We start from the raw sequence: 24,403 nt of genomic DNA on the forward strand, positions 1-24,403 counted from the left end.
TCACGAGGAGCCGTTCGCCCATCCGTCTTCGGCCTGGTCGACCACCCGCTGCCTGTTCGCGGCGTCGGACGCGGTGAAGAACAGGTCGCCGCCCCAGAGCCCCGGGTACTGCCCCGTGACGTCCTTCACCTGCTGGGTGTACTGAGCCGGCGCACTCGCGGGCTCCTTGTTGTGCTGCCCTGAGACGATGCTCGTCCCGGTGATCGACTGCAGATACTGCAGAACGGCGGCCTTCGGCTTCGCCGGGAACGCCTGCGCGGTCTCGGGCGACGGGGTGAGGAGGGGAGTGAGCAGTGCGGCGGTGAGGGCTGTGGCCGGGAGGAGGCGGCGAGTGCGGGCTCTTCGTCGAGTCATGGGTCTTCCTCTCTGCGGATGCTCCTCGATGAGCAACCGCACGGCCACCCTCGCGTGCGCGCACGCCTCCGTCAACCATTACGTTAATTAATTATGATTTGCGAGGAACGGGAAGGGCCCGGCCGCCGCAGCGACCGAGCCCCTCGACGCCGCGCTCAGTGCCCGGTGTTGATGCTCGTGGTCTCGAGCAGCTCGTCCGCCTTCGCGCCGCGGAAGAACTTGGTGCTGAACATCATCGCGGCCGCCAGGAACGCGAAGACGCCCAGCGAGACGACTCCCCACACCCCGCTCTCGGTCGGGATCGCCTCGTTGAAGCCGTTGCGCATGAGGGGCGCGACGAAGCCGCCGAGGTTTCCGAGCGAGTTGATGAGGCCGATTCCCGCCGCCGCGGCCGCACTCCGTGAGGAACGCGGTCGGGTAGGCCCAGGTGATCGGTCCGACCGAGAGGAAGCTCGACACCGCGAGGGTGATGAACAGCAGGCCCAGGATCGGCTGGCCGTTCGCTCCGCCCACGCCGATCCGAAGATCGACAGGCCGGTGAAGATGTAGAACAGCGAGCCCCAGGAGCGGCGGCGGCGGATGGTGTTCGCGTGCCGGCCCACGTAGTAGCAGGCGAAGAGGCCCACGAGCCACGGGATGGCCGACACGAGTCCGACCTGGAAGCCGACGTCCTGCCCGATCAGGTTCGCGACCTGCTGCGGGAGGTAGAAGGTGGTGCCGTAGACCGCGATCTGCAGGCAGAAGTAGATGATCGTGAAGTACCAGACCTTCCAGCTGCCCATGGCGCGCCAGATGCCGGTCAGGCCGTCGGCCTGCCGCACGGTGTCCTCGCGCTCCATCGCGGCCGTCAGCGAGTCCTTCTCCTCCTGGGTCAGCCACTTCGCCTTCTGCGGATGGTTCGTCAGGAACTTCAGCGCCGCGAATCCGGCGATCACCGCGAGCATGCCCTCGGCGAAGAACATCACCTGCCAGCCCTCCCAGGGGGTGATCTGGTTGCCGATGCTGATCAGGCCGCCGCTGAGCGGGGCGCCGAGCATCTGCGAGAACGGCTGCGCCAGGTAGAAGATCGAGAACATCTGCACGCGCACCTTGTTCGGGAACCACTCCGACAGGAACATGATGACGCCCGGGAACAGGCCCGCCTCGGTCACGCCGAGGAGGAAGCGCAGGATGATGAACATCGTGTCGTTCGTCGTGAAGGCGAACAGCGCCGCGACGATGCCCCAGGTCACCGCGATGCGGGCGAGCCAGAAGCGGGCGCCGAAGCGCTTGAGGAGCAGGTTGCTCGGGATCTCGAAGATCGCGTAGCCGATGAAGAAGATGCCGGCGCCGAGGGCGAACGCGCCGTCCGAGATGCCGCGGTCGACGCGGAGCGCCTCCTCCGCGAATCCGACGTTGGTGCGGTCGAGGAACGCGACGAAGTAGAGGATGACGAGCATCGGCATGAGATGCCGGCCCGCCTTGGTGATCGCGGACTTCAGCGCGGGATCCCGCGTGGATCCGACGGCCGCGGACGGCGAGGGTTGGACAAGGCACTCTCCTTTGAGATGACCGGTGCGAGGGGAGGCGCTGCCGCGCCGGACGGCCGGAGCCGCCGCGAGGACGGGGAGGTCAGCCGCCGAGGGCGGGCAGGATCTGGGCGGCGCCGACGCCGACCAGCAGGACGCCGACGGCGAGGAAGAGCACGCGGCCGATCGACCAGGTGCCGAAGGTCTTGTTCATGAGGGCTCCGATCAGTGCATGTAGAGGCCGCCGTCGACGTTCAGGGTCTGACCCGTCACGAATCCGGCGTCCTCGCTGATGAGGTAGGAGACGGCCGCGGCGATGTCGCGCGGGGTCCCGATGCGGGGAGCACGCCGTCGGCCGCCATGGCCGCTCTTGCGCTCCTCGGTGAGGGTGCCGCCCATGATGTCGGTGTCGATCGGGCCGGGCGAGATCGCGTTGACCGTGATCCCCTGGTGGCCGAGCTCGCGGGCGACGCTCCGGGTGAAGCCGATGACGCCGGCCTTGGCGGCCGAGTAGGCGGTCTTGCTGAAGGTGCCGCCGCCGCGCTGGGCCGAGACGGAGGAGGTTGACGACGCGGCCGACTCCGCGCGCCGTCATCGACTCGACGGCGCGACGCGTGCTGAAATGCACGCCGTTCAGGTTGATGTCGATCACGCGCTGCCACTCCTCGGGGGTGACGTCGAGGTAGGAGACGGGCGAGGCGACTCCCGCCAGGTTCACGAGGGCGACGACCGGGGGCAGGGCGGCCTCGAGGGAGTCGAAGGCGGCGCGGACCTGCGCGTCCTTCGAGACGTCGGCGCCGGCGCCGGCCGCCTGCACGCCGTGCTGCTCGGCGATCTCGGCGGCGACCTCGCGGGCGGCGTCGTCGGCGAGGTCGATGACGCCGACGTTCCAGCCCTGCTCGGCGAGGTGGTGGGCGGTGTAGCGGCCGATGCCGCGGGAGAGGCGGCGCCGGTGAGGACGGACGGTGCGGGATTCGGGGAACGCGGGCATGCGGTGGCCTTTCTGACGACTCTGTCGGGGGTGGTGCGCGCGGTGGCGCGTGCGCGCCGGCGGGTGCGCGACGGCCCGCGGAGGGCGATCGCGCGGATCAGCGCCGCGTCGCGGGTCAGGCGATCGGGGCGGGGCCCAGCTCGTCCATCAGCTTCTTGATCGCGACGTAGGCGCGGTTGCAGGTAGGCGATGAGCTCGGCGGTCCGCTCGGCGGGCGCGTCGAGGTAGCCGGCGCCCGACTTCGTGCCGAACTTGCCGGCCTCGACCAGTTGCGCGAGCGACTCCGGGGTCGCGAAGCGCTCGGGCCAGCGGGTCTGCAGCGACGCGTAGCAGAAGGCGTAGACGTCGAGCCCGGCCATGTCGGCGATCGCGAACGGGCCGAACACGGGCAGCCGGAAGCCGAAGGTGGTCCGCACGATCGTGTCGATGTCCTCGGGGGTCGCGATGCCCTCCTCGACGATCTGCGTCGCCTCGTGGAACAGCGCGTACTGCAGGCGGTTGAGCACGAAGCCGGTCGAGTCCTTCACCCGCGCCGTCTCCTTGCCGGTCGCCGCGACGATCTCCTCGGCGAGGGCGATCGCGCTCTCGGAAGTCGCGGCGTGCGGGATCAGCTCGACACCGGGGATGAACGGCGCCGGGTTCGAGAAGTGCACGCCGAGGAAGCGCTCGGGGCCGGTGACCGCCTCGGCGAGCGAGCCGATCAGGATCGTGGAGGTGTTGGATCCGATGACCGCGTCCGGACGTGCGGCCGCGCTGATCCGCCGCAGGGTCTCGTGCTTGATCTCGATCTTCTCGGGCACCGCCTCTTCGATGAAGTCGGCGTCGGCGACGGCCTCCTCGATCGAGGCGGCGGGGAGAGGTTCTCGCGGATGCGCTCCACGGCGTCCTCGGGGAAGAGCGCCGTCGGCGACGAACTGCGCGGTCTCGGTGAGCAGGCGCTCGTAGTTGCTGCGGGCGATCTCCTCCGAGATGTCGGCGATGACGACGGTGGCGCCCGAGAGGGCGAGCACCTGGGCCATGCCCCCGCCCATGTAGCCGGAGCCGACGACGGCGATTCTGCGATGCGGTCATGGTGCTGCGTCCTTACTTCGAGGTCCGGGCTGCCCGCGGGAGCAGGGTGCGGAGGTAGGTCTGGTTGGTGGAGCACATGCCGAGGCTGTCGCCGCCGTAGTGCTCGGCGAGGAGGATCCCGCGGAATCCGCCCTCGACGGCGTCGCGCATCACCTGCCGGTAGTTGATGAGCCCTGCCTCCATGCTCGAGGGGACCGAGGTCGCCCAGCTGCCGTCGGCCGACTCGTCGCGCGTGTAGTTCTTGACGTGCATGTAGTTGGCGTAGGGGAGGGTCTTGGCGAAGAGCTCGCGCCAGTCCTCGACCGGGCGGTGCAGGCGGATGAGGTTGGCGACGTCGGGGTTGAGGCCCACGTTGTCCAGTCCCACGTCCTCGACGAAGCACACGGCGCTTGTCGGCGGTGCCGAGGTAGGTGTCCTCGTAGAGCTCGAGGGCGAGCGGCAGTCCGACGTCGGCGGCGTGCTTCCCGAGCTCGCGGATGCGGCTGACCGCGGCGTTCCAGACGTCCGGGTCGTCGGGGTCCTTCGGTCCCTCGGCGGTCCAGAACCACAGCGCGCGCTTCAGCGCCTCGCTGAAGGGCTGGTGCAGCCCGGTCGGGAAGACCTTCATGCCCCACTCGGCCGCGGCGTCGATGGTGCGGTGCGCGTAGGCGAGGTTCTCCTCCTCGCGGCCCCGGCATGATCACGCTCTGGCGCTGCAGGTGCACGGAGGGGATGCCGACGCCGTGCGAGCGCGCGATGTCGAGGAACTCGTCGCGGCGCGAGGGCTCGAGGTCGGCGGGGCGGACGTGGCTGTCGGCCAGCTCGGCGAGCGTGAATCCGACGCCCTCGACCTGGGCGAACAGGTCGTCCCACACCTCGGGGGCCGCGTCGTGCAGGGCGACTCCGTCGCGCGAGACCGGGGGGATGCCGTGGAGGCAGGTGGCGATGGGCCAGGTCTCGGCGGTCCAGGTGTCGGGGTCCCAGTCGACGGCGTCCCAGGTCTGGGCTCCGGTCGGGGCTTCGGCGTCTGCTGCGCCGGTCGTGACGTCGGTCATCCGTGCTCCCTCGCACTCGTTGCGCCCGGCCCTGGACGCACAAAAGATCCCATAGGAAATATAGTCCGGATCGAGGGGAGCGCAAGGGTGGTGGCGGGAAACCTTTGTGCGGGATGCCCGCTCGGTGCGCCCCGCGCGGCGTAGCGCAGACCGGGGTGGCGTCCTCGAGGGGTGTTCTCGAGGGTGTGCGGGCGGGTCTGGGAGGACTCGGTAGCGGACGCGCTGATGGCGGGGACCCAGGAGGGATCCCCGCCATCAGCGGTGGTGGTGCGGGTCAGTCCAGGGTCGAGCGGACCGCGGTGCGCGCTGCTCGGGCGCGGTGCGCAGGGCGTCGACGCTCTCGGGAGTGACGTCGCCGCGCGAGGCGGCCGTCCGCAGCTCGGCGCGCAGCTCGTCGCGGAACTCGGTGAGCAGCACCTCCGCGTCGCGGAGCGCGAGACGCGACGCCGTGCGCGCATCGGTCGGGGCGGGCATCGGCTCGCGGGCGGGCTCGGCGGCCGACCTCGTCCTGCGTGCGCGGCGGCTGCTCCGACGAGTGCTCGGGAGTGCGGGACTCACCGCGGTCGCCCCGGTCGCCCCGCGCGTCGCGGGCGGCGCTGGCGAGGTCGGCGCGGAGGCTCTTCATCGCCTCCGCGACGCCCAGGCGGACCTCGTCGGCGAGACGGCGGACCGAGTCCGTCAGCTCGTCCTCGATGTCGCCCAGGTCCGTCGCCCGGTTCGCGAGCTCGGCGCGGCCGTCGTCGGTGATGGAGTAGACGGTCTTGCGGCCGTCGGCCTCCTTCGTCACGAGGCCCTCCTCCTCGAGCTTCGCGAGGCGCGGGTACACCGTGCCGGCGCTCGGCGCGCGTAGGTGCCGCCGAAGCGGTCGCTCAGAGCCTGGATCAGCTCGTAGCCGTGCTTGGGGGCCTTCGGCGAGGAGGCTGAGCAGGTAGAGGCGCAGGCGTCCGTGCGCGAAGACGGGGCTCACGCGGGCGCACTCCGTCGACGGGGCGCTGGTCGTCGGTCGAGGTGCCGGCGTCGGGCGAGCCCCAGCCGCGCTCTCCGCCGCTCGGAGCGGAGGCGGTGACGGGGCTGCGGCGCACGACGGTCACGTCTCCCGTGACCGAGTTGGCGGCGATGTCGACCCACTTCGAGTCGAGCGAGCCGGTGGTCGAGGTGTAGCCGCGGCCGAAGGTGCCGCGCACGACCGAGCCGTCGAGCTGGAGAGTGCCCGAGACGGTGTTGATGCGGTAGGCGGCGCCCAGGCCCTCGTCGACGCGGACGGTGAGGTCGCCGCTGACGGTGTTGGCCTGGATCTGGTCGGGCGTGCCCTCGGCGTCGACGAAGACGCTTCCCGAGACCCCGTCGACCGAGAAGCGCGTGAGCTCTCCGGCCGCGGTGACGTCGCCCGAGACGGTGTGCGCCGTGACGCGTCCGGTGCGGTTGCGCACAGAGAGCTCGCCGTGGACGGTGTTCACGTCGATGTCGCCGTGCAGTCCGTCGACCACGACGTCGCCGCCGACGGTCGAGATGCGGGCGTCGCTGTGCAGGCCCGAGACGAGCCCGTCGGCCGAGACGGTGTCGAACTTGGAGCCACGCCGCGGGGGACGAGCAGGCTGATGTCGGCGCGGTCGCCGCGACGGCCCAGTCCCTTCACGACCTCGACGATCGAGTCCCAGCGCGGCTGCACGTGGTCGATCTCGAGGCGGTCGCCCTCCATCGAGACCTTGAGCGCACGGCCGCCGACGCTGTGCACCTCGACGCGGGCCGTCGGCTCGTCGTGCGCGATGACGTCGATCTGGCCGCCCACGAGGGCGATCTTGACCGAGCGGACGACGTCGAGGTCGATGACCTTCGACTCGCCCGCCTGCACGAGCCATTTCTCGAGCGACATGAGCTCCTCCTTCTTCCGGCCCCGGTGAGGAGCCCTTGCTTGTAACGCGATATATCGCGAGTGGTGGAAGTCACGATATATCTCGACTCGTCGGCGGGGCAAGCCCGCTCAGCGAGTCCGCAGTTCCGGCCGTCTTGACTCTGACGCCGCGTCAACCCGTACCGTCGCTCCCACCGCCGCCGGATCCGGTCGGCGGGCGGAGGAGGGAGCGTGCGGTGGATCGGGAGTGGTCGGTGCACGAGGTGGCGCGCCTGGCGGGAACGACCAGCCGGACGCTGCGGTACTACGGAGCCGAGGGGCTCCTGCCGCCGAGCCGCGTGGGGGCGAACGGGTACCGCTACTACGACGCCGCCGCGCTCGTGACGCTGCAGCGGATCCTGCTGCTGCGCGACCTCGGTCTCGGGCTCTCCGAGATCGGGCGGATCCTGCGGCGCGACACCGAGCCGGTGGCCGCCCTCGAGCGGCACCTCAACGTGCTGCAGGAGGAGCGGCGGCGGCTGGACCGCCGCATCCGAGCGGTCGCCGGGACCGTCGGGACGATGAAGGAGGGGACAGGGCCCATGGCCGAGGAGATGTTCGACGGGTTCGACCACGCGGAGCACCGCGAGGAGGTGGAGCGCCGCTGGGGTGCGCCGGCCTACGCCGACGGCGACCGCTGGTGGCGCTCGATGAGCGAGGCAGCGGGAGCAGTGGCGCCGGAGGCAGGCGGACCTGGCCGGCGCGTGGACCGCCGCGGCGGCGAGCGGAGCGGATCCGGAGGGGGAGGAGGCGCTCGCACTCGCCGAGCGGGCACCGCGCATGGCTCGCCGAGGTGCCGAGCACGCCTCGGGACGCGACGGGCGGGCCGAGTGACGAGTACCTGCTCGGACTCGGCGCGATGTACGTCGAGGACGAGCGCTTCGCCGCGGCCTACGGCGGGGTCGCGGGCGCACGGTTCGTGCAGGACGCGCTGCGGGCGCTGGTCGAGCGCCGAGGGTGATCCCCCGCACGGGCGACCGCGTCTGCTAGACCGGGGACATGGATCCCCTCGACGCACTGCACGAGATCGCGACACTGCTCGAGCGGGAGCGCGCCTCGAAGTACCGCGCCAAGGCGTTCCGCACGGCGATCGCAGTGCTCGAGGGCATGACGGAGGCCGAGCGCGAGGATCTCGGTGCCGTCCGCCGCGCGGCCGGGATCGGGGACACGACCTTCGCCGTGATCAGCCAGGCGCGGGAGGGCCGGGTGCCGGACTACCTCGCCGACCTGCGCGGGAGCGACCCGCTGCCGACGAGCGCCCTGCGCGGCAGACTGCGGGGCGATCTGCACAGCCACAGCGAGTGGTCGGACGGCGCGACTCCGATCCTCGCGATGGCGGACGCGGCCCGCGCGCTCGGGCACGAGTACCTGGCGCTGACCGATCACTCCCCTCGTCTGCGCGTCGCGCACGGCCTCAGCGCAGAGCGCCTCGAGGAGCAGCTCGGCCCACCTCGCGACCCTCGACACCGGGCCGCTCCGTCTGCTGAGCGGGATCGAGGTCGACGTGCTCGAGGACGGCTCGCTCGATCAGACGCCGGAGCTGCTCGACCGCCTGGACGTCGTCGTGGCGAGCGCGCACTCGAAGCTGCGGACCCCGCGGCGCGAGATGACGGCGCGCCTGGTCGCGGCGGCGTCCGATCCGCGGACGGACGTGCTCGGGCACGTCACCGGCAGGCTCGTCGGCGGGGAGCGGGGCACTCGTCCGCCGTCGGAGTTCGACGCCGTCGCCGTCTTCCGCGCGTGCGCCGATCACGGGACGGCCGTCGAGATCAACTCCCGGCCCGAGCGGGAGGATCCGCCGGACGAGCTGATCGCCCTGGCTCTGGACGCGGGCTGCCTCTTCTCGATCGACAGCGACGCCCACGCTCCGGGCCAGCTCGGCCTGCTGGACTACGGGGCCGAGCGCGCCGAGCGGCTCGGCGTGCCCGAGGAGCGGATCGTCACGACGTGGCCCGTCGACCGGCTGCTGGAGTGGCTCGGGCGCTCCTGACGGCTGCTCCGCGCCGCGCGAGCGCCCGCCCGCGCGCGTGGAGGATCGAGATCGGAGGCGGTACCCCCTGACAGTGCGCACAGTCCGGGGTGCTCCGCAAGTGGTGACATCCCAGCTTCGACCGGGCCATGCTCGTACTCGGTCCGCCGACACCGCGATCCGTCGAGCCCGAGGGCTCCGAAGGACGAGCGGTGCGGATGTGCCGCCCCATCCGCCCCGACGAGACCAGGTGAACCGTGGCCACCCAGACCGTTCTCGATGCCGTGCGCGGCGCGCCACCCTGCTCGAGGCGATCCGGGCCGCCGACGAGCTCACCATCGCCGCGGTCAGCGATGGAGGCGGTCGCGCGGTGCGACTGCTGACCCGCGCCGCTCTCGACCCCTCCGACCAGCTGACGGCCATCGCCGCGGTGCACTCGCTCGCCCAGGTCTTCGACGAGGAGGCCGATCTGGCGCTGCTGCGCCTGCTCGCCGATGAGCGGCCCTTCGTCCGCGAGCACGCGGCATGGGCGTTCGGCGGACGCCTCCCCCGCCCCAGCGCCGTCGGCCCTCTGCTCCGGATGATCGGCGCGGGCGGTTTCGCCGGCATGCTCGCCCAGCGCACCCTGCTGCTGTGGGCGCCCTCGACGCCCGATCCGATCTCGCTCGCCCTGGAGGGCGTGCTGATCGGCGAGCGCGATCCGGGCGCCCGCTCGCGCGTCGTCGAGACCCTGGGCCTCGTGCCCGGTGCAATCGCCGAGCGGACCCTGCTCGAAGTGGCCGCCGACGAGGCCGAGGGCTTCGACGCCCGGGCCGCGGCCATCGACGCGCTCGAGGAGCGCCGCTCCGACGACGCCGAGCTGCTGCTGTCGCGCCTGACCGCACTGGACGGCGCGCTGGGCTCGATCGCGCGCACCGCGCTCCTCGACCACGCTCCGGCTCCGGTCTCTGACGCGGGACCGACCATCGCGCAGCTCTTCGTGCACGCCGACATCGACGGCACGCTCACGCGAGTGGGCGCCGGGGACAACGGCGGCATCGCGACGCTGCTGGTCCGGCTCGGCGACGCGCTCGAGGGCGAGGACGGCATCGAGCGCGTCCTCACGCTCTCGCGCGGGACACCGGCCGAGGCGGAGCGCGCTCTCGCCGAGCTGCCCTCCTCCGGCCACGGCTTCGCGCCCGTGCCCTTCGCGGGACCCGCGGTGCCCATGCCCGAGGCCTGGCCGCGCCGGGTCGCGGCCGAGCGGGGGATCCGCCGGATCCTGCGCGCCGCGGGACGGGTCGACGTGCTGCACCTGCGGATGGCCGACGTGGGGTCGCTGGCCGCCGCCGCGGTCGCCCGCGAGCTCGAGATCCCCGTCGTGTTCACCGTCGCCCCGGATCCGCACGCGCTCATCGCGGGCCTGGACGCCTCCGGCGCTCTGTCGCGGGCCGACTTCGGCGACCGCGACGCCGCGGACCACTTCTGGTTCCGCGTGCGCCTCGTGCAGCGACTCGCCGCCGATGCCGCCCACACCGTCCTGTTCCCGCGGGCGGAGCTGGAGCGGAGCATGCGCGAGCTGATCGGCATCGACATCACCGCGCACCCGGAGCGGCACACGATCGTCCCCGAGGGGATCGACGTGCGCCTGGTCGAGCGGGGCGAGCGGGCCGCGCGGAGTGCCGCCGCGGGCGAGCCCGTCGCGCTCGACGCGGGCGACGACCTCTCGGCCCTCGACGAGCTCCTCCGCGAGCTCCCGGAGGAGCGGCGCGGCCTGCCCTGCTGCTCAGCGTCGGTCGCCTGCACCGGGTCAAGGGCATGGCCGCCCTGGCCGAGGCGTGGGCCGGCGATCCGTCGCTGCGCCGGCGCGCCAACCTCGTGCTGGTGGGCGGCGATCTCGCCCACCCCAGCCCGGACGAGCGCGAGCAGCTCGACCGCATCGGCGCCGCGGGCGGCTCCTCGGCGGGTCTCCTGCTCGCCGGTCACCGGCCCAACGGCACGGTCGCCCGGTGGCTGGGCGCGGTCCGGCACGGCAGGCCGGGTCTCGCCGCCCCGGGAGGCGCGTACGTCTGCGCCAGTGTGAAGGAGGAGTTCGGCATCGCCCTGCTCGAGGCGCTCGCCGCGGGCCTCGTCGTCGTCGCTCCCGCGACCGGCGGTCCGGTCACCTACGTCGAGGACGGCGTCACCGGCTTCCTGATCGACACCGCCGACTGCGCCGCACTGGGCCGTGCCGCCGCGGACGCCCTCGATCTGGCGGGCGGTCCGCTGGCCGAGGACGCCTCCGAGCGCGGCCGCGCGATGGTCGCCGAGCGGTACACGATCGAGGCCATGGCGCGTGCCCTCTCGGGCGTCTACGCGCACGCGACGGCCGACCAGGAGCGGCCGCTGCGCTCGGATCTCGTGCTGGGGAGCGTCGTGACCCTGCTGATCGTGAGTCCGGACTACGCCTCCCACCTGCTCCCGCTCGCGACCCTCGGCACCGCCTCGGCGCGACGCCGGGGAGCGGGTGGTCGTGGCGACGGGGGACGCGACCCGGTCGATCGTGGACGACTTCGGCTTCGACCACGTCGCGCTGCGACTGGGCCGGGGCTCGAACCCCGGCACGATCCGCGCCGAGGAGCAGGCTCCGGACGAGGGCGCCTCGCTCCGCGGGTTCTTCGACGCCACCCGGCGCGGCATGGTGCCGACCCTCGCCTACCAGGCGCGGGAGCGGCTGACCGATCTGCTGTGGGATCCGGCGGGTGTCGCCGCGCGGCTGCGCGAGATCCTCGACGAGGTGCAGCCCGACGCGATCGTCGTCGACCACCTCGCCTTCACCGCCCGGGTGGCGCTGCGCGCGCTCGGCGTGCCCTACGGCGACGTGGTGCTCGGGCATCCGACCGCCCTCACGGTGCCCGGCGAGGTCTACGGGTTCCCGCCCGTCCTGGCCCGACGCCTTCGCTCCCGACCCGGACGGGCTCGCCGCCCTGCGCGCCCTGTGCGACGAGGTCCGCGACGCGTTCACCGCCGAGTGGAACGCCGCCCTCGCCTCGCTGGACCTCTCCGCCCCGTCGAGTCAGGACGCCTTCGCCGAGTCCGGCGACGTGCTGCTGCTGAACTACCCGGGCGGCCTGCACGACCCCGCGCGCACCGCCCAGCTGCCTCCGCACGCCTTCCTCGGCTCGGCCGTCCGCTCCGAGCCGGTCGACGACGAGGTCGAGGAGTGGCTCGCCGCCTCGGACGACCCGGTCGTCTACGTGAGCTTCGGCAGCTTCCTCTCGGTGCGCGACGACGTGCTCGCGCGCGTCGCGGCGGCGCTCGCGGACGTCTCGGTCGACGGCCGGCCGGTGCGCGTCGCGCTCGCCTCCGGAGCGACGGACCGCTCTGCGCTGGGCGAGCTGCCCCCGACCTGGCTGGTGCGCGGGTTCCTCCCGCAGGTCACGCTGCTGGGCCGCGCGGCCTCTCGCGATCACCCACGGCGGCAACAACAGCGTCACCGAGTCGATGACCGCCGGCGTGCCGCTCGTGGTGCTGCCCTTCTCGACCGATCAGTTCGCCGGCGCGGCGGCGCTCGAGGACGCGGGAGTCGCCGAGGTGCTCGACCCGAACAGCGCCGGATCCGGGGCGATCGCCGCGGCGGCCCGGCGGCTGCTCGCCGCCGACCACCCGGGACGGGAGCGGCTCGCCGCCCTCTCGGCGGAGCTCACGGGGACGACCGGCCCCCAGCGCGCCTTCGCAGCCCTGTCCGGACTCGTCTCGCGCCGCTAGCCTGACCGGATGAGCGCCCTCCACGCCGAGACCGACCCGGAGCGGGGCCGCTGGGTGCTCGACGCGCTGGGCCCCTTCGCCACGTTCGAGGGCATCGTTCCGCCTCTGTTCGAGGCCGCCGTGCGGATCCTGCATCCCGCCTCCGATGACGCGGGGAGCGGCTCAGGTGGCGCGATGTCGCGGAGCGCGCCGGGACGGTGCTGCATCCGCTCGCGCAGTGGGAGGACCTCTCGCGCCACGACCGGACGCTCGGCGCCCCGCGGCTCGGGGAGCTCGACCTCGACGAGCTGGCGGCGATCGCCGATGTCCTCGCCGGCGCCACCACGACTCGCGAGCGGTGCTCGGCGGCGTTCTGGGAGGGGACGGGCGTGATCAGCACGATCGTTCTCGGATCCCGTGACGTTCCGGAGGATCGGAGCGGGGCCGCCCGGGTCTCGGGAAGCGGACGTCGGGTGACGTCGCGACTCGAGAGCATCGCGCTGCCTCAGCGGGAGTCGCTCCTGGTCGACCTCGACGTCCGAGCGCTCGTCGACCCGGCCTGGGCTCTCGACGCAGGACTCGCGACCGCCGACGGCAGAGTCCTCCAGACGCCGATCGCACTCTGGCCGGACGACCGCGCCTGGTACCTCGCGAGCGAGATCGACTTCGACTCGACGCTGATCGGCGGCTCGGAGGAGCTCGTCGCCCGGATCCTCGCGCTCGCCGATCGCGGCGTGATCGAGGCGCTGCGGCTGCCCGAATCCGTCGACCCTGACGAGCACCGGCGATCGGATCAACGGGCGTGGCTGACCAGCACGACGAGCAGGACGCCGACGAGCAGGACGCCGTCGAGCAAGACGTCGAGCAGGCCGCCGCCCGGCAGGACGCGGAGCGCTGGCTCGTCGTGAACGGCCGCCGCTGGCGCCGCACCGACCCGATCCTCCCCGAGGAGCTCGTCGCCGCCCTGACCTCCCACCTCGGCCGAGGCCGATCGGGCACCCGGTCGGCGAAGCGCGCCGGGGACGAGGACGCGGTGGCCGCCGCCCGCACCCGCACCGGGCTCGCCAAGCACGGGCTCGGGGAGCGGGGCCCCGCCTGGTGGGACGAGCCCGAGGAGGCGCGGCTCTCGCGCGCCCGGGACGCGCTCCGCGACCTGGACGCTCTCGACGACGGGGACTGACTCGACACCTGCATGCCGCGAGGATGCCCCGGCGCTGGCCGGCGCGGATCCGGAGTGACGCGATCGGTGGAGACGCTCCGTCCCGCGCCCCTGGGGAGGACGTCAGGCCCGGAACGTCACCACGAAGCCGTCCGCCGGCTCCGTCGGGAACGAGCGGAGGCTGATCGAGAAGTCCTGCCCGGGCATCACGTCGTACGGGTGCCCGGTCGCGAGCAGTTCCAGCGCCTCGGCCAGCAGGTCGACGGTCGCGGGCTCGCCGGGGCAGCGGTGGCCGTCGCCGTAGTGGCCGCCGCCCTGCGCGATGAAGCCGTTGCGGTCGACGGGGGCGAGGAAGCGCTCGGGATCGAAGGTCTCCGGCGCGTCCCAGTGCGCGGTCGCGTGGTCGGTCGCGTACAGGTCGAGCAGGAACCACTGCCGGTCGGGCAGGGTCTCGCCCTGGAACTCCAGACCGCCGCGGGCCCGTCCGCCGACCATCGGGAAGAAGGGGTGGAACCGGCGCACCTCGTTCGCGAAGGCCGCGCGCTCCTCCGGGTGCACGAAACGCTCGCGCCACTCGGGGTGCTCGTGCAGCGCCAGCGCGGCGAAGACGACGAAGCGCCCTACCGCCACCGTCGGCCGAAGCAGGTTGAGCAGCTCCACGGCGGCGACCTCGATCGGCAGCGGGGCGCCGTCCTCCTCGGCATGCGCGATCCGGTCGACGATCGACGCCGCGCCGTCCTCGGGCGGCAGTCCCGCCGCCCGGCTCGCCTCGAGCAGGCCGCGTGCCCAGCTCTCGGTGCGCCGGCGCCGCAGCCGAGCCGCCCCAGTTCGGCGGTCCCGAAGCGGCCCGCGTTGTCGACCATGCTGCGCAGCTCGTCCGACCGCTGCTGCGCCTCCCGATCGGGGAGCGCGACACCGGCCCAGACGAGGACCGCGCGTCCGAGCACCTCGGCCGCCATGTCCTGCAGCGGCACCGGAGCGCCCGCGAAGCGCGCGGCGGCCCGCTGCCACTCGACCGCGAAGGCGTCGACGAGCCGCGAGCGCTCCTCCGGCGCCTCGATCAGCGAGAGGAAGAGCTTCTTGCGGCGCCGGTGCCGCTCGTCCTCGAGGGTCTGCACGCTGCCCTCGTCCTGCAGAAGGTGCAGCACCGAGCCGGGCAGGGCGCCCGCCCGGTCGAAGCGACCGCCCTCGTAGAAGAAGCGCGCGGCCTCGATCCCCGGGCGACCACGACGGGCCGCCCGAGGATCCGGGTGCGGAAGGCGTCGCCTTCGACCTGCGCCGAAGCGCCTCGTCCCGAACAGGTAGCCGTCCGAGAGGACCGCCGCGGTGCTGTCCAGGGCGCTCAGCGCGGGGATCACGCTCAGTCCGTCGGCTCGCTGACGCCCGCGTCGAGGTCGTCGTCGTCGACCGCGGTCGTGACGTCCTCGGCGGTGCTCTCGGCGTCGCTGACCTGCGCGTCGTCGCCCTCGGCCTGCGAGGGCTTGTCCACTCCGGCGTCGCTCACCGTGTCGTGGTTCTGCGGGTTGTCCTGGGGTCCGTCGATGCCGCTCATGCCCGATCTCCTTCGCGCGCGGCGCGGGATGCGCCGACGTCACCACGCTAGGAGCGCCGCGCGAGGCCTGCAGCCGGTTGACTCCGTCCGCTCCGCCTGGCATCCTCGCGCGACCGCGTCGGGCGCAGGAGCGCCGTGCGCCCTCAGCTCCGCCGCAGGATCACGGGCGCGGTCACCCACACCAGCGCGATGATCAGCAGGACCGCGCCGCCCGCCACGAGCCCCGCCGCCTGGGTGAGGACGAAGTCGAACACGAACGTCACGACTCCCACGGAGAGGAGGGAGCCGGCAGCGAGGCAGGTCAGGACGATGCGGTTGCCGAAGCGCACCAGCTCCGCCTTGCGTCCGCGTGCGAACAGCAGGCGGTGCACGGTGACCGGGGCCAGCGCCAGCACGGTCACCGACGCGGCGAGGAACACGAGCACCAGGTAGAGCGCGACATCCGGGGCGGCGAGCTCGGTGAAGCGCTGCTGGAAGCAGAGGGTGAGCAGGAAGCCGCCGAGGATCTGCGTGCCGGTCTGCACGACGCGCAGCTCCTGCAGGATCTCGTTCCAGTTGCGATCGGAGCGCTCCTCCGGCGTCTCGTCGCGGCCCGCTCCCGGCTGCGGTCGGCTCTCGTGTCCAGTCATGGACAGGAGGGTAGCGCCGCCGCAGGTCTCCCCGTGTTCACCGTCCGCCGTCATACTCGTCAGGCCGATCCCCATCCCCACTCCGAGGAGCCCCACGAGCGACGCCCCCGCCGTCCTGTTCGTCTGCATCCACAACGCCGGCCGCTCGCAGATGGCCGCCGGCTATCTGACGAGCCTGTCCGGCGGCCGGGTCCAGGTCCGCTCCGGCGGCTCGGAGCCGGGTGCGAGCATCAACCCCGTCGCGGTCGCCGCGATGGCGGAGGAGGGCATCGACATCTCGCAGGAGGTGCCCCAGCAGATGACGACCGAGCAGGTGCGCGTGTCGGACGTCGTGATCACCATGGGCTGCGGCGACGTCTGCCCGATCTTCCCCGGCAAGCGCTACGAGGACTGGGAGCTCGCCGATCCGGCCGGTCTGCCGCTCGAGCAGGTGCGCCCGATCCGCGACGACATCCGCGGTCGCGTGGAGCGCCTGGTCGCCGAGCTGCTCGGCTGACCCGCAGGCTCAGACCAGGGACTGCGCGAGCGACAGCGCGCCGCGCACGCCCGACTCGTCGCCCAGGCCCGGACGCACGATGCGGATGCGCCCCGCCGACGTGCCCGTCGCTCCCGGCGCGCCCATCAACCGCTGCACCTCGGCCTCGACCGCCTCGAGCAGTCCGGGCGTCTTCGACACCCCGCCGCCGAGGATCGCCGGGCGCACTCCGGCGACGTACGCGAGCGTCGTGACGAGCTGGGCGAGGTAGAACGAGCTGAAGCGGAGGTTCGCCGCCGCGTCCTCGGGCCCCAGGCTCGAGCCGTCGACGCCCCAGCGCGCCGAGATCGCGGGCCCGGCGACGAGGCCCTCGAGGCAGTCGCCGTGGAACGGGCAGGTGCCGGCGAAGGTGTCCTCGGGATGGCGGCGGGGAGGAGGTGCGCGATCTCGGGCCAGCCGCTGCCGGCGAGGAGGCGGCCGCCGGCGAGCAGGCCACCGCCCACTCCGGTGCCGACGGTGACGTAGACGAAGTCGGGCTCCCCGGCGGCGGCGCCCCGGCGCGCCTCGCCGAGGGCGGCGCCGTTGACGTCGGTGACCAGGGCGGTGCGGGCGCCGGGCGCGGCCTCGCCCAACGGACCGAGGACGTCGACGCCCTCCCAGCCGATCTTGGGCGTCGAGGTGAGGTGGCCGTAGGAGGGTGAGCCGGGGTCGACGTCGAGCGGCCCGAACGAGGCGACGCCGATCGCCGAGACGGAGCCCTCGACGCCGTGCCCGCGGACGAACGCCGCGATGTCGGCGAGGGTCTCGACGGGGCCGCGGGTGGGCAGCGTGGTCGTCGCGAGCAGCCGCTCCGGTTCGTCGAGGGCGGCGACGGCGGCGACGACCTTGGTGCCTCCGGTCTCGATCCCGACGAGGAGGGGCGTGCGGTGGCAGTGCTCATGGGGGTCTCCGGAATGAATGTCCTACGTTGGCACTCCGACAGTAGCGGCCCGCGGTCGCGCCGTCACGCGATCCGCGGGCCGCAGCCGCGAGGAGGTGTCAGCAGGCCGTGAAGCGGGTGACTCCGATCGACAGGGTCAGCTCGCTCCCGAGCACGACGGCGGTGTCGAGGTGCTGGCGCTTGAGCGAGTCGATCGTCTCGGCGGGCACGCAGTCGGGACGGGCGAGCGAGAGCGGCGCCCCCTGTGCGGCGGCGACGGCCGCTCCGGACAGGGCGTCCGCGGCGCCCTCGCCCGAGGCGAGGTACGTCGTGGCGCTGAGGCCCTGGGCCGGATAGGCCTCGTTGATCAGCCGGCTCGTGGCGTACCGGCTGGCGCCGCCGATGCGGGTGGTGTCGCCGACCAGGGCGTCCACGTCGGCCTCGATCCCCGCCGAGACGGACGGCGCCTGGCCGAGGATCACCGCGCTCTCGGGGTCGAGGCGGGTGATGGCGGAGCGGGTGGCGTCGTCGACGTCGGGCTCGGCGCCGTCGACCAGCAGGACGGCCTGGCCCCTCCGGCCCGCGACCGGGGCGACGGACAGGGCGTCGGGGAAGTTGCCGCCGGTGGCGAGGAACAGCTCGTCGGCCGAGCCGGCTCCGAACGCGTCCGCCACGATCCTCCGTGACGTGTCGTAGCGGTCCGTCCCGCCGATGCGGGTGATCGGGCCGGCGACGAGTGCGTCGATCTGCTGGTAGACGGCTGCGGACACGGTCGCGTCGCTGCCGACGACGACGGTCTTCTTCGGAGCGAGCCGCGTGATCTCGGCGGAGGTGCTCGCGAAGAGCGCGTTCGGGTCGGTGAGCAGGAGCGCTCCGTCCTGCACGGAGGCGGCGGGGGCGGCGCTCAGGGCGTCCGCCCATCCCGCGCCGCTGGCGATGTAGAGCACGGGCACCCCGGGCTCGAAGGACTGCGTGGAGGCGACTGAGGTGGCGTAGCGATCGCTGCCCTCGACGCGGGTGGTGGAGAAGAAGTACGGGTCCGGCGCGAAGTCGATGCCCGTGACGGTCGTGCCGGCGACGTCCACGCGGGTCGAGGAGCCCACCCAGTCGGTGTCCTGCCAGAAGAGGTCGCCGACGGTCGGGACGGCGCCCTGCAAGGGTGTCTCGAGGACGCGGACGACGTAGGAGCCGTCGGGCAGGGCGGGAAGGGTGTAGCCGCCCGTGGCTCCGCTCGCGAGGGTCGTGACCGTCGAGGCGACCAGCTTCGCCTCGGCGACGTCGCCCGCCAGGGTCCAGGCCTGCACCGTGTACGTGTGCGAGCCGGGCACCGAGGCCGGGGAGGTGATCGAGCCGACCACCGGCGCCGGAGCGGCGTGCGCGGGCGAGGCGACGAGTCCGGTCAGCGCGACGGCGCCGACGGTGGAGAGGGTGAGCGCGAGCAGACGCGCGGAGGGCCGACGGCGGCGAGGAGTCACGGGAGTCTTTCCGATGGTCGCGGCGGACCGCGGCGGACACGAGGTCTTCTGGATCTAACGGGGCGGTGCGGGGGCGACGCCCCTGGCCGGGGGGCAGATCGGCGGCGGTCGAGTGGAATCCCGCGGTCGCGCCGGGGCTCGTGGCCGCGGGCGCGGTCTTCTGCAGGCGCCCCGTCGCTCCGCAGATGCGCGAGGCGACGGGGCGTCCCGACCGTTCTAGCGGCAGGTCGTGAGCGAGTCGACCGACGCCTGGAACGTGGGCGAGTCCCGCCGAGCAGCGTCACGTAGTCGAGCTCGATGCGCCTGCAGCTCGACCCGGGTGTCGTACGGGACGCAGTCCCGGTAGCCGAGGTAGAGCGGGGCGCCCAGGGCGGCGGCCGTCGGGCCGATCGAGGAGGGCGTCGGCGAACGAGTCGGCCCGGGCGAGGAACGCGCGGTCCTGGAGCTCGAACGGCGGGTACGCGGCGTTGAGGAGGCGGCTCGTGGCGTCGCGGTTCACTCCGGCGATCCGGTCGACGTCGCCGACGAGGCCGGAGGCGACGAGATCGGCCTCGATGCCCGCCGAGATGGACGGGGTGCCGCCGACCAGCTGGCCCAGGTCCGCGTCCAGACGGTCGATCGCCGCACGGGTCGGCGCATCGAGGGCGTTCTGCGCCCCGTCCACGAGGATGACCGGCTGGCCCTCGCGCCCGGCGATGGGTGCGACGGAGAGGGCGTCGAAGTTGAGCCCGGTGGGCAGGAACACCTCGCGGTACGCGCCGGCGGGGAACGCGTCCTCGACGATCATGCGGCTCGTCTCGTAGCGGTCCAGTCCGCCGATGCGCCGGACGGTGTCCGTCGGCGACAGCGCGTCGATCGCGCGGAGGACGTCCTCGCTGACGGAGGAGCGCCGCCCACCACGATGATCTCCTCGGGCTGGAGCCGCTGGATCTCGGCGGCGGTGACGGGGAACAGCTGCCCGGGATCGGTGAGCAGCAGCGCCCGCCCTGGAACGAGGCCGCCGGACCGGCGGTGAGGGCGTCCGGCCAGTTCGCACCGCTCGCGACGTAGAGCACCGGGACCGTCCCGGGGAAGGCCAGCTGCGTGGTCTTCGCCGAGGTGCCGTACCGGTCGTCGCCCGCGATGCGGTCGGTGGCGGACCCGAAGTCGCGCATGGTGAAGTCGATGCCGGTGCGACCAGCGGTCGTCAGCGGGACGACCCGCGCGTCCTTGAGCCTCGACCTGTCGAAGTAGTACTGGTCGTCGAAGTCCGGGTAGCCGGGCTGCGTGACGCGGAACTTGTACGAGCCGACCGGCAGCGCCGCGGCACCGCTGAACGACCAGTCCGAGGTGCTGAGCGCGGCGCCGAGGTCGCCGTCTCGCCGAGGAGGCGGGGCCGCTCGCTGCTCGCCGGGTCGATCCACCGAGGCCTGGACCGTGTAGTCGGCGACGCCCTCGAGGTAGCTGCTGTCGGGGGTGCCGACTGTCCCCGCGACGGAGGCGGTGCGCGGCAGGGTGACGACGATCTCGGCGCTGGCGCTGATCGGGTCGGCGTCCTCGGGGCTCGGGGTGTCGCCGTACCAGGTGGGGTACCAGGTCGTGCTGCCGGTCACCGACGCCTGCAGGTGGTACGGGCCGCCGGCGAGGAGGGCACGCTGAAGGCCGCTCCGGTGACCGTCTCGCTGACGGTCTCGAGGTCCTCGTTCGTGACGCGCACTGTGTACGCGTCGCCCTCCGGTGCCGGGTGCGCCTCGTCGACGCCCGACAGGGCGAGGGTGCCCGTCACCACGATGTCGCCCTCAGCGGCCACGGCGACGGGGTCAGCGGACGCGGCGGAGGGTGCGGGGGCCGCTGACGGAGCGGTCTCGGCGGACGTCGCCGATCCCAGCGGAGGGGGCGGGCGGCGCTCGCTGCAGGGCCGGTGGCGAGACCGGCGAGCAGCACGGCGGCGAGACCGACGGAGCTGAGGGGACGAGGCGCGGCGCGCGACGGCGGCGGTGTGGGCGCGGCAGATCTTTCCGAGAGGATTCGCGGCGGGCCGCGCGCGGACGCGGCTCGTCTGCATGCTAGCTGCGGGCCGAGGACGGCTCGGGGGCGGGGGTCGCGGCGGGTTCCCCCGAACGGTGGGTACGACGTCGGGCGAGGACGTCGGCGGAGGAGGGCCGGGGAGACGCCGCCGTCGCGCACTCCGCACGGATCGGGCGTCAAGGCGCGCGTTCTCGGCGGATCCTGCGCCGAGCGGTGGAAATCGCAGGATCCGCGCGTGCGAGACTGGGCGGGAGCGTGCGCCACCCCCCGTGATGATCTTCCGCGGGATCCGGCGCCACTGGACCCGGTCCGCTCATCCGCAGCCTTTCGCAGGAGGACTCGAATGACCGACACCGCTGTGCTTTCCGCCGCCCCGACCCGCACCCCCGTCGCCAAGACGATCCTGATGTGCCGACCCGAGCACTTCACCGTCGTGTACCGGATCAACCCGTGGATGGATCCGCAGGTCCCGACCGACACCGCGCTGGCCGTGCGCCAGTGGCAGACCCTCTACGACACCTACGTCGGCCTCGGCTTCGACGTGCAGCTGATCGACCCCGAGCCGGGCCTGCCCGACATGGTCTACGCCGCGAACGGCGGCTTCGTCATCGACGGCATCGCCTACGGCGCCTCCTTCACCTACCCGGAGCGGCAGCCCGAGGGTCCGGCGTACATGGACTGGTTCCGCGGCGCCGGCTTCGACGTGCGCGTCCCCGAGGAGGTGAACGAGGGCGAGGGCGACTTCCTCCTCGTCGGCGAGCGGATCCTCGCGGGCACCGGCTTCCGCTCCGCCTCGGACTCGCACGCCGAGGTGGCCCGCGTCTTCGGCCGCGAGGTCGTGACCCTCGAGCTCGTGAACCCGTCGTTCTACCACCTCGACACGGCGATCGCCGTGCTCGACGACCAGAACATCGCCTACCTGCCCAGCGCGTTCAGCGACGAGAGGCAACCGCGTGCTGCAGGAGCTCTACCCCGACGCGATCCTGGTGTCGGAGGAGGACGCCTCCGTCCGGGCTCAACTCCTTCTCGGACGGACTGCACGTCGTCATCGCCTCGCGCGCCGTGGGCTTCGAGCGCCAGCTGCGCGAGCGCGGCTACGAGCCGATCGGCGTCGACCTGTCCGAGCTGCTGCTCGGCGGCAGCGGCGTGAGTGCCGCACCCTCGAGCTGCGCCGCTGACCCCCGATCACGAGAGGACCGACATGAGCATCCTGGCCACGACCACCGCCTCCGCCGCCCTGATCGCCGAGGAGGAGGCGCACGCCGCGCACAACTACCACCCGCTGCCCGTCGTCGCCGCGACGGGCGAGGGCACCTGGATCACCGACGTCGAGGGGCGCCGCTACCTCGACTGCCTGGCCGCCTACTCCGCCGTCAACTTCGGCCACTCGCACCCGGTGCTGCTGGCCGCGGCCCGCGACCAGCTCGACCGCGTCACGCTCACCAGTCGCGCGTTCCACAACGACCGGCTCGGCCCGTTCGTCACCGCGCTCGCGGCGCTCGCCGGCAAGGACATGGTCCTGCCGATGAACACGGGCGCCGAGGCCGTGGAGTCGGGCATCAAGGTCGCGCGCGCCTGGGGCTACCGGGTGAAGGGCGTGACGCCGGGACGCGCGAGACATCATCGTCGCCGCGGGCAACTTCCACGGGCGCACGACCACGATCATCTCGTTCAGCGACGACGCGGAGGCGCGCGACGGCTTCGCTCCGTTCACTCCGGGGTTCCGCACGGTGCCGTTCGGCGACGCGGCGGCGCTGGAGGCGGCGATCGACGAGGACACCGTCGCCGTGCTGATCGAGCCGATCCAGGGCGAGGCCGGCATCGTCGTGCCCCCGGCCGACTACCTGCCCGCCGTCCGCGAGATCACCGCTCGCCGGAACGTGCTCTTCATCGCCGACGAGATCCAGTCGGGACTGGGCCGTACCGGTGCGACCTTCGCCTGCGATCTGGTCGGAGTCGTCCCCGACGTGTACCTGCTGGGCAAGGCCCTCGGCGGCGGCATCGTGCCGGTCTCGGCCGTGGTCGCGAACGCCGACGTGCTCGGAGTGCTGCAGCCCGGTCAGCACGGCTCGACCTTCGGAGGCAACCCGCTCGCCGCCGCCGTGGGCCTCGCGGTCGTCGAGATGCTCGCCACCGGCGAGTACCAGGCGCTCGCCGTCGCCCGCGGCGCACAGCTGCACGCGCGGCTCACCGCCCTGATCGGCCGCGGCGTCGTCGCCGTGCGCCGGAGCCGGACTCTGGGCGGGCATCGACATCGACCCCGCGCTCGCCACGGGCCGGGCCGTCTGCGAGGCGCTGATGGCGCGCGGTGTGCTGGCCAAGGACACGCACGGATCCACGATCCGCCTCGCTCCTCCGCTGGTCGTCACCGAGGACGAGATCGACTTCGCGGTCGACGAGCTCGAGGCGGTGCTCGACGGACTGCGCTGACCGAGGACCGCTGGAGCGCTGTCAACCCACTCCCAGGAAGGGGCGCTGAGCGGCAGCCTTGCACGATGGATGACAGGGTGCCGACGACGACCATGTCGAGTCCGCATCCGGTGCGACGGCAGGGACGGGAGTCCCCGCTCGATCCGGCGCCGCGGCGTCGACCCTCTCTCCACTCGCGGCGTGCCCTGGACCCCGGCGCGAGACCCACCACCGGATCGGCAGTGGTCGACGTGAACGAACCCGAACAGCTTCCCGTCCCTCCGGAGCGCGTGCTCCGCGACCTCCTCGACGCGTTCGATCCGCCGGGCGCCGTCGATGCGGGGTTCAGCGCGCACGTGCTCGCCCATGCGCGCGAGGCGCTCGCACTGACCGAGCGGCAGCGGATGCCCACCGTCATCTGGCCGCGGTCGGCGGTGGACGAGATCCGGATCCGCCGCCGGTCCCGCCCGCGGCGCTCTGACCCGGGGAACGTCGGCCGAGGAGTGGTCCGGCGGCTGCCGTTCGCGACGGATCGGACCGCAGCGGCTCCCCGTTGGACACGATCTGCTGCTCTGAGCGGCTCAGAGCAGCGGGGAAGATGCCCGACGGTGGCCGCTGGGCGAGGAGATCGGGCTCGGCCGAGGAGGCGCCGGGTGCCACTCGGCGTCGGTGGTCTGCAGAACGTCGGCCAGGAGCGCCCGTCGGCCACGATCGTGGCTGAGCAGCACTCCCGACCGACGTTCTGCGCGGTCAGTCCCCGTCGCGGACCGTCGAGAGCGGCTCCCGTGATGCTCTCGAGGCTGCGGCGCTCGGCGTCGACCCCGAAGATCAGCGCCACGACGCCGCCCACGATCATCACCCCGGCCCCGACGAAGTAGCCGACGGTGAGCGGACCGCGGTCGCTGCCGTCGCCGATCAGCACGCCGTACAGGGTGGGAGCGATCGCGCCGGCGATCTGGCCGAGGGTGAAGAAGTACGAGATGGCCTGGCTGCGCAGCTCCAGCGGGAAGATCTCGCTGACGGTGAGGTAGGCGCTCGAAGCGCCCGCGGAGGCGAAGAAGAAGGACACGCACCAGAGGATCGTCTGCGTCGTCGCGGTGAGCACGTCCATGCTGAACAGCACGGCCGACAGGGCGAGGACCGCTCCCGGAGACGCCGTAGGTGAGGAAGATCATCTTGCGGCGGCCCCACACGTCGAACAGGTGGCCCAGCACCAGCGGGCCGATCAGGTTGCCGATCGCGAACGGGAAGAAGA

At 73.0% G+C, this 24,403-nt stretch carries 22 protein-coding genes and 9 pseudogenes; 11 read left to right on the forward strand and 20 right to left on the reverse strand.

The window, feature by feature from the left end; translation table 11 throughout:
* The 9 genes and pseudogenes from AC0CII_RS17790 to AC0CII_RS17830 all read right to left on the reverse strand — a co-directional run bounded on the left by AC0CII_RS17790 (position 1) and on the right by AC0CII_RS17830 (position 6,831).
* Complete coding sequence (locus tag AC0CII_RS17790; protein WP_465230209.1) at positions 1-354, reverse strand: hypothetical protein; 354 nt, start codon at positions 352-354, stop codon at positions 1-3.
* 155 nt (positions 355-509) lie between these two features.
* Positions 510-1,799, reverse strand: coding sequence for an MFS transporter (locus tag AC0CII_RS17795; RefSeq protein WP_465230210.1), 1,290 nt, complete (start codon positions 1,797-1,799; stop codon positions 510-512).
* A gap of 288 nt (positions 1,800-2,087) precedes the next feature.
* Positions 2,088-2,853 (reverse strand): annotated as a pseudogene (locus tag AC0CII_RS17800) (SDR family NAD(P)-dependent oxidoreductase).
* Between the two features lie 278 nt (positions 2,854-3,131).
* Positions 3,132-3,884, reverse strand: a pseudogene (locus AC0CII_RS17805) (3-hydroxyacyl-CoA dehydrogenase family protein); the annotation flags it as partial.
* A gap of 52 nt (positions 3,885-3,936) precedes the next feature.
* Entirely contained in the window at positions 3,937-4,077 is a 141-nt protein-coding gene (locus AC0CII_RS17810; RefSeq protein ID WP_465230211.1) for a hypothetical protein, read from the reverse strand.
* On the reverse strand, positions 4,074-4,958 hold the full coding sequence (locus tag AC0CII_RS17815; RefSeq protein ID WP_465230212.1) for a hypothetical protein: 885 nt from the start codon (positions 4,956-4,958) through the stop codon (positions 4,074-4,076). Before AC0CII_RS17815 ends, AC0CII_RS17810 begins: the two co-directional genes overlap by 4 nt.
* A 274-nt stretch (positions 4,959-5,232) precedes the next feature.
* Positions 5,233-5,925, reverse strand: a complete 693-nt coding sequence (locus AC0CII_RS17820; protein ID WP_465230213.1) for a PadR family transcriptional regulator — start codon at positions 5,923-5,925, stop codon at positions 5,233-5,235.
* The gene (locus tag AC0CII_RS17825; RefSeq protein ID WP_465230214.1) at positions 5,840-6,445 is read right to left on the reverse strand and encodes a DUF4097 family beta strand repeat-containing protein; all 606 of its coding nucleotides are present in this window, start codon (positions 6,443-6,445) and stop codon (positions 5,840-5,842) included. Before AC0CII_RS17825 ends, AC0CII_RS17820 begins: the two co-directional genes overlap by 86 nt.
* On the reverse strand, positions 6,412-6,831 hold the full coding sequence (locus AC0CII_RS17830) for a hypothetical protein (RefSeq protein ID WP_465230215.1): 420 nt from the start codon (positions 6,829-6,831) through the stop codon (positions 6,412-6,414). The genes AC0CII_RS17825 and AC0CII_RS17830 overlap by 34 nt, the downstream gene beginning before the upstream one ends.
* 242 nt (positions 6,832-7,073) lie before the next feature.
* Between AC0CII_RS17830 and AC0CII_RS17835 the strand changes: the two are divergent.
* The 8 genes and pseudogenes from AC0CII_RS17835 to AC0CII_RS17870 all read left to right on the forward strand — a co-directional run.
* A pseudogene (locus AC0CII_RS17835) lies at positions 7,074-7,205 on the forward strand (MerR family DNA-binding transcriptional regulator); the annotation flags it as partial.
* Between the two features lie 437 nt (positions 7,206-7,642).
* Positions 7,643-7,810: a TipAS antibiotic-recognition domain-containing protein gene (locus tag AC0CII_RS17840; protein WP_465230216.1), complete on the forward strand. Its 168-nt coding sequence runs from the start codon at positions 7,643-7,645 to the stop codon at positions 7,808-7,810.
* Between the two features lie 38 nt (positions 7,811-7,848).
* Positions 7,849-8,839 (forward strand): annotated as a pseudogene (locus AC0CII_RS17845) (PHP domain-containing protein).
* A gap of 586 nt (positions 8,840-9,425) precedes the next feature.
* Positions 9,426-10,382: pseudogene (locus tag AC0CII_RS17850) on the forward strand (glycosyltransferase family 4 protein); the annotation flags it as partial.
* A gap of 233 nt (positions 10,383-10,615) precedes the next feature.
* Entirely contained in the window at positions 10,616-11,893 is a 1,278-nt protein-coding gene (locus AC0CII_RS17855) for a glycosyltransferase (RefSeq protein WP_465230217.1), read from the forward strand.
* Between the two features lie 387 nt (positions 11,894-12,280).
* Positions 12,281-12,544: a hypothetical protein gene (locus AC0CII_RS17860; RefSeq protein WP_465230218.1), complete on the forward strand. Its 264-nt coding sequence runs from the start codon at positions 12,281-12,283 to the stop codon at positions 12,542-12,544.
* A 197-nt stretch (positions 12,545-12,741) separates the two neighbouring features.
* Complete coding sequence (locus tag AC0CII_RS17865) at positions 12,742-13,431, forward strand: hypothetical protein (protein ID WP_465230219.1); 690 nt, start codon at positions 12,742-12,744, stop codon at positions 13,429-13,431.
* Complete coding sequence (locus AC0CII_RS17870) at positions 13,428-13,703, forward strand: biopolymer transporter Tol (RefSeq protein WP_465228092.1); 276 nt, start codon at positions 13,428-13,430, stop codon at positions 13,701-13,703. Before AC0CII_RS17865 ends, AC0CII_RS17870 begins: the two co-directional genes overlap by 4 nt.
* 102 nt (positions 13,704-13,805) lie before the next feature.
* On the opposite strand, the gene AC0CII_RS17875 is transcribed toward AC0CII_RS17870, so the two are convergent.
* The 4 genes from AC0CII_RS17875 to AC0CII_RS17890 all read right to left on the reverse strand — a co-directional run bounded on the left by AC0CII_RS17875 (position 13,806) and on the right by AC0CII_RS17890 (position 15,863).
* Complete coding sequence (locus AC0CII_RS17875; RefSeq protein ID WP_465230220.1) at positions 13,806-14,342, reverse strand: cytochrome P450; 537 nt, start codon at positions 14,340-14,342, stop codon at positions 13,806-13,808.
* Positions 14,303-15,040 (reverse strand): cytochrome P450 family protein, encoded by a 738-nt coding sequence (locus AC0CII_RS17880; RefSeq protein WP_465230221.1) that lies wholly within the window; start codon positions 15,038-15,040, stop codon positions 14,303-14,305. The genes AC0CII_RS17875 and AC0CII_RS17880 overlap by 40 nt, the downstream gene beginning before the upstream one ends.
* Before the next feature lie 2 nt (positions 15,041-15,042).
* Positions 15,043-15,234 (reverse strand): hypothetical protein, encoded by a 192-nt coding sequence (locus AC0CII_RS17885; RefSeq protein WP_465226918.1) that lies wholly within the window; start codon positions 15,232-15,234, stop codon positions 15,043-15,045.
* Positions 15,235-15,377: 143 nt separating this feature from the next.
* The gene (locus AC0CII_RS17890; RefSeq protein WP_465230222.1) at positions 15,378-15,863 is read right to left on the reverse strand and encodes a DUF6328 family protein; all 486 of its coding nucleotides are present in this window, start codon (positions 15,861-15,863) and stop codon (positions 15,378-15,380) included.
* Here AC0CII_RS17890 and AC0CII_RS17895 point away from each other — a divergent pair.
* Positions 15,862-16,359, forward strand: coding sequence for an arsenate reductase ArsC (locus AC0CII_RS17895; RefSeq protein ID WP_465230223.1), 498 nt, complete (start codon positions 15,862-15,864; stop codon positions 16,357-16,359). The two genes, AC0CII_RS17890 and AC0CII_RS17895, sit on opposite strands and share 2 nt — an antisense overlap.
* Before the next feature lie 9 nt (positions 16,360-16,368).
* Here AC0CII_RS17895 and AC0CII_RS17900 read toward each other — a convergent pair whose 3' ends face one another.
* The 6 genes and pseudogenes from AC0CII_RS17900 to AC0CII_RS17925 form a co-directional block, all read right to left on the reverse strand.
* Entirely contained in the window at positions 16,369-16,794 is a 426-nt protein-coding gene (locus AC0CII_RS17900; protein WP_465230979.1) for an ROK family protein, read from the reverse strand.
* Positions 16,776-17,297, reverse strand: a pseudogene (locus AC0CII_RS17905) (ROK family protein); the annotation flags it as partial. The gene AC0CII_RS17900 and the pseudogene AC0CII_RS17905, both read right to left, overlap by 19 nt.
* Positions 17,298-17,376: 79 nt before the next feature.
* On the reverse strand, positions 17,377-18,732 hold the full coding sequence (locus tag AC0CII_RS17910) for a cell wall-binding repeat-containing protein (RefSeq protein WP_465230224.1): 1,356 nt from the start codon (positions 18,730-18,732) through the stop codon (positions 17,377-17,379).
* Between the two features lie 280 nt (positions 18,733-19,012).
* Positions 19,013-19,519 (reverse strand): cell wall-binding repeat-containing protein, encoded by a 507-nt coding sequence (locus AC0CII_RS17915; RefSeq protein ID WP_465230980.1) that lies wholly within the window; start codon positions 19,517-19,519, stop codon positions 19,013-19,015.
* A gap of 211 nt (positions 19,520-19,730) precedes the next feature.
* Positions 19,731-19,886: pseudogene (locus AC0CII_RS17920) on the reverse strand (cell wall-binding repeat-containing protein); the annotation flags it as partial.
* 434 nt (positions 19,887-20,320) lie between these two features.
* Positions 20,321-20,776 (reverse strand): hypothetical protein, encoded by a 456-nt coding sequence (locus AC0CII_RS17925; RefSeq protein WP_465230225.1) that lies wholly within the window; start codon positions 20,774-20,776, stop codon positions 20,321-20,323.
* 306 nt (positions 20,777-21,082) lie between these two features.
* Between AC0CII_RS17925 and ddaH the strand changes: the two are divergent.
* Both ddaH and rocD read left to right on the forward strand, forming a co-directional pair.
* Positions 21,083-21,917 (forward strand): annotated as a pseudogene (ddaH, locus tag AC0CII_RS17930) (dimethylargininase).
* A gap of 23 nt (positions 21,918-21,940) precedes the next feature.
* Positions 21,941-23,169, forward strand: a pseudogene (gene rocD, locus AC0CII_RS17935) (ornithine--oxo-acid transaminase).
* Here rocD and AC0CII_RS17940 read toward each other — a convergent pair.
* A complete protein-coding gene (locus AC0CII_RS17940) occupies positions 23,105-24,259 on the reverse strand; it encodes an MFS transporter (RefSeq protein ID WP_465230981.1) in 1,155 nt (384 codons plus the stop codon). The pseudogene rocD and the gene AC0CII_RS17940 overlap by 65 nt on opposite strands.
* Positions 24,260-24,403 lie beyond the last annotated feature (144 nt).

This window comes from Rathayibacter sp. AC182, from assembly GCF_979253875.1.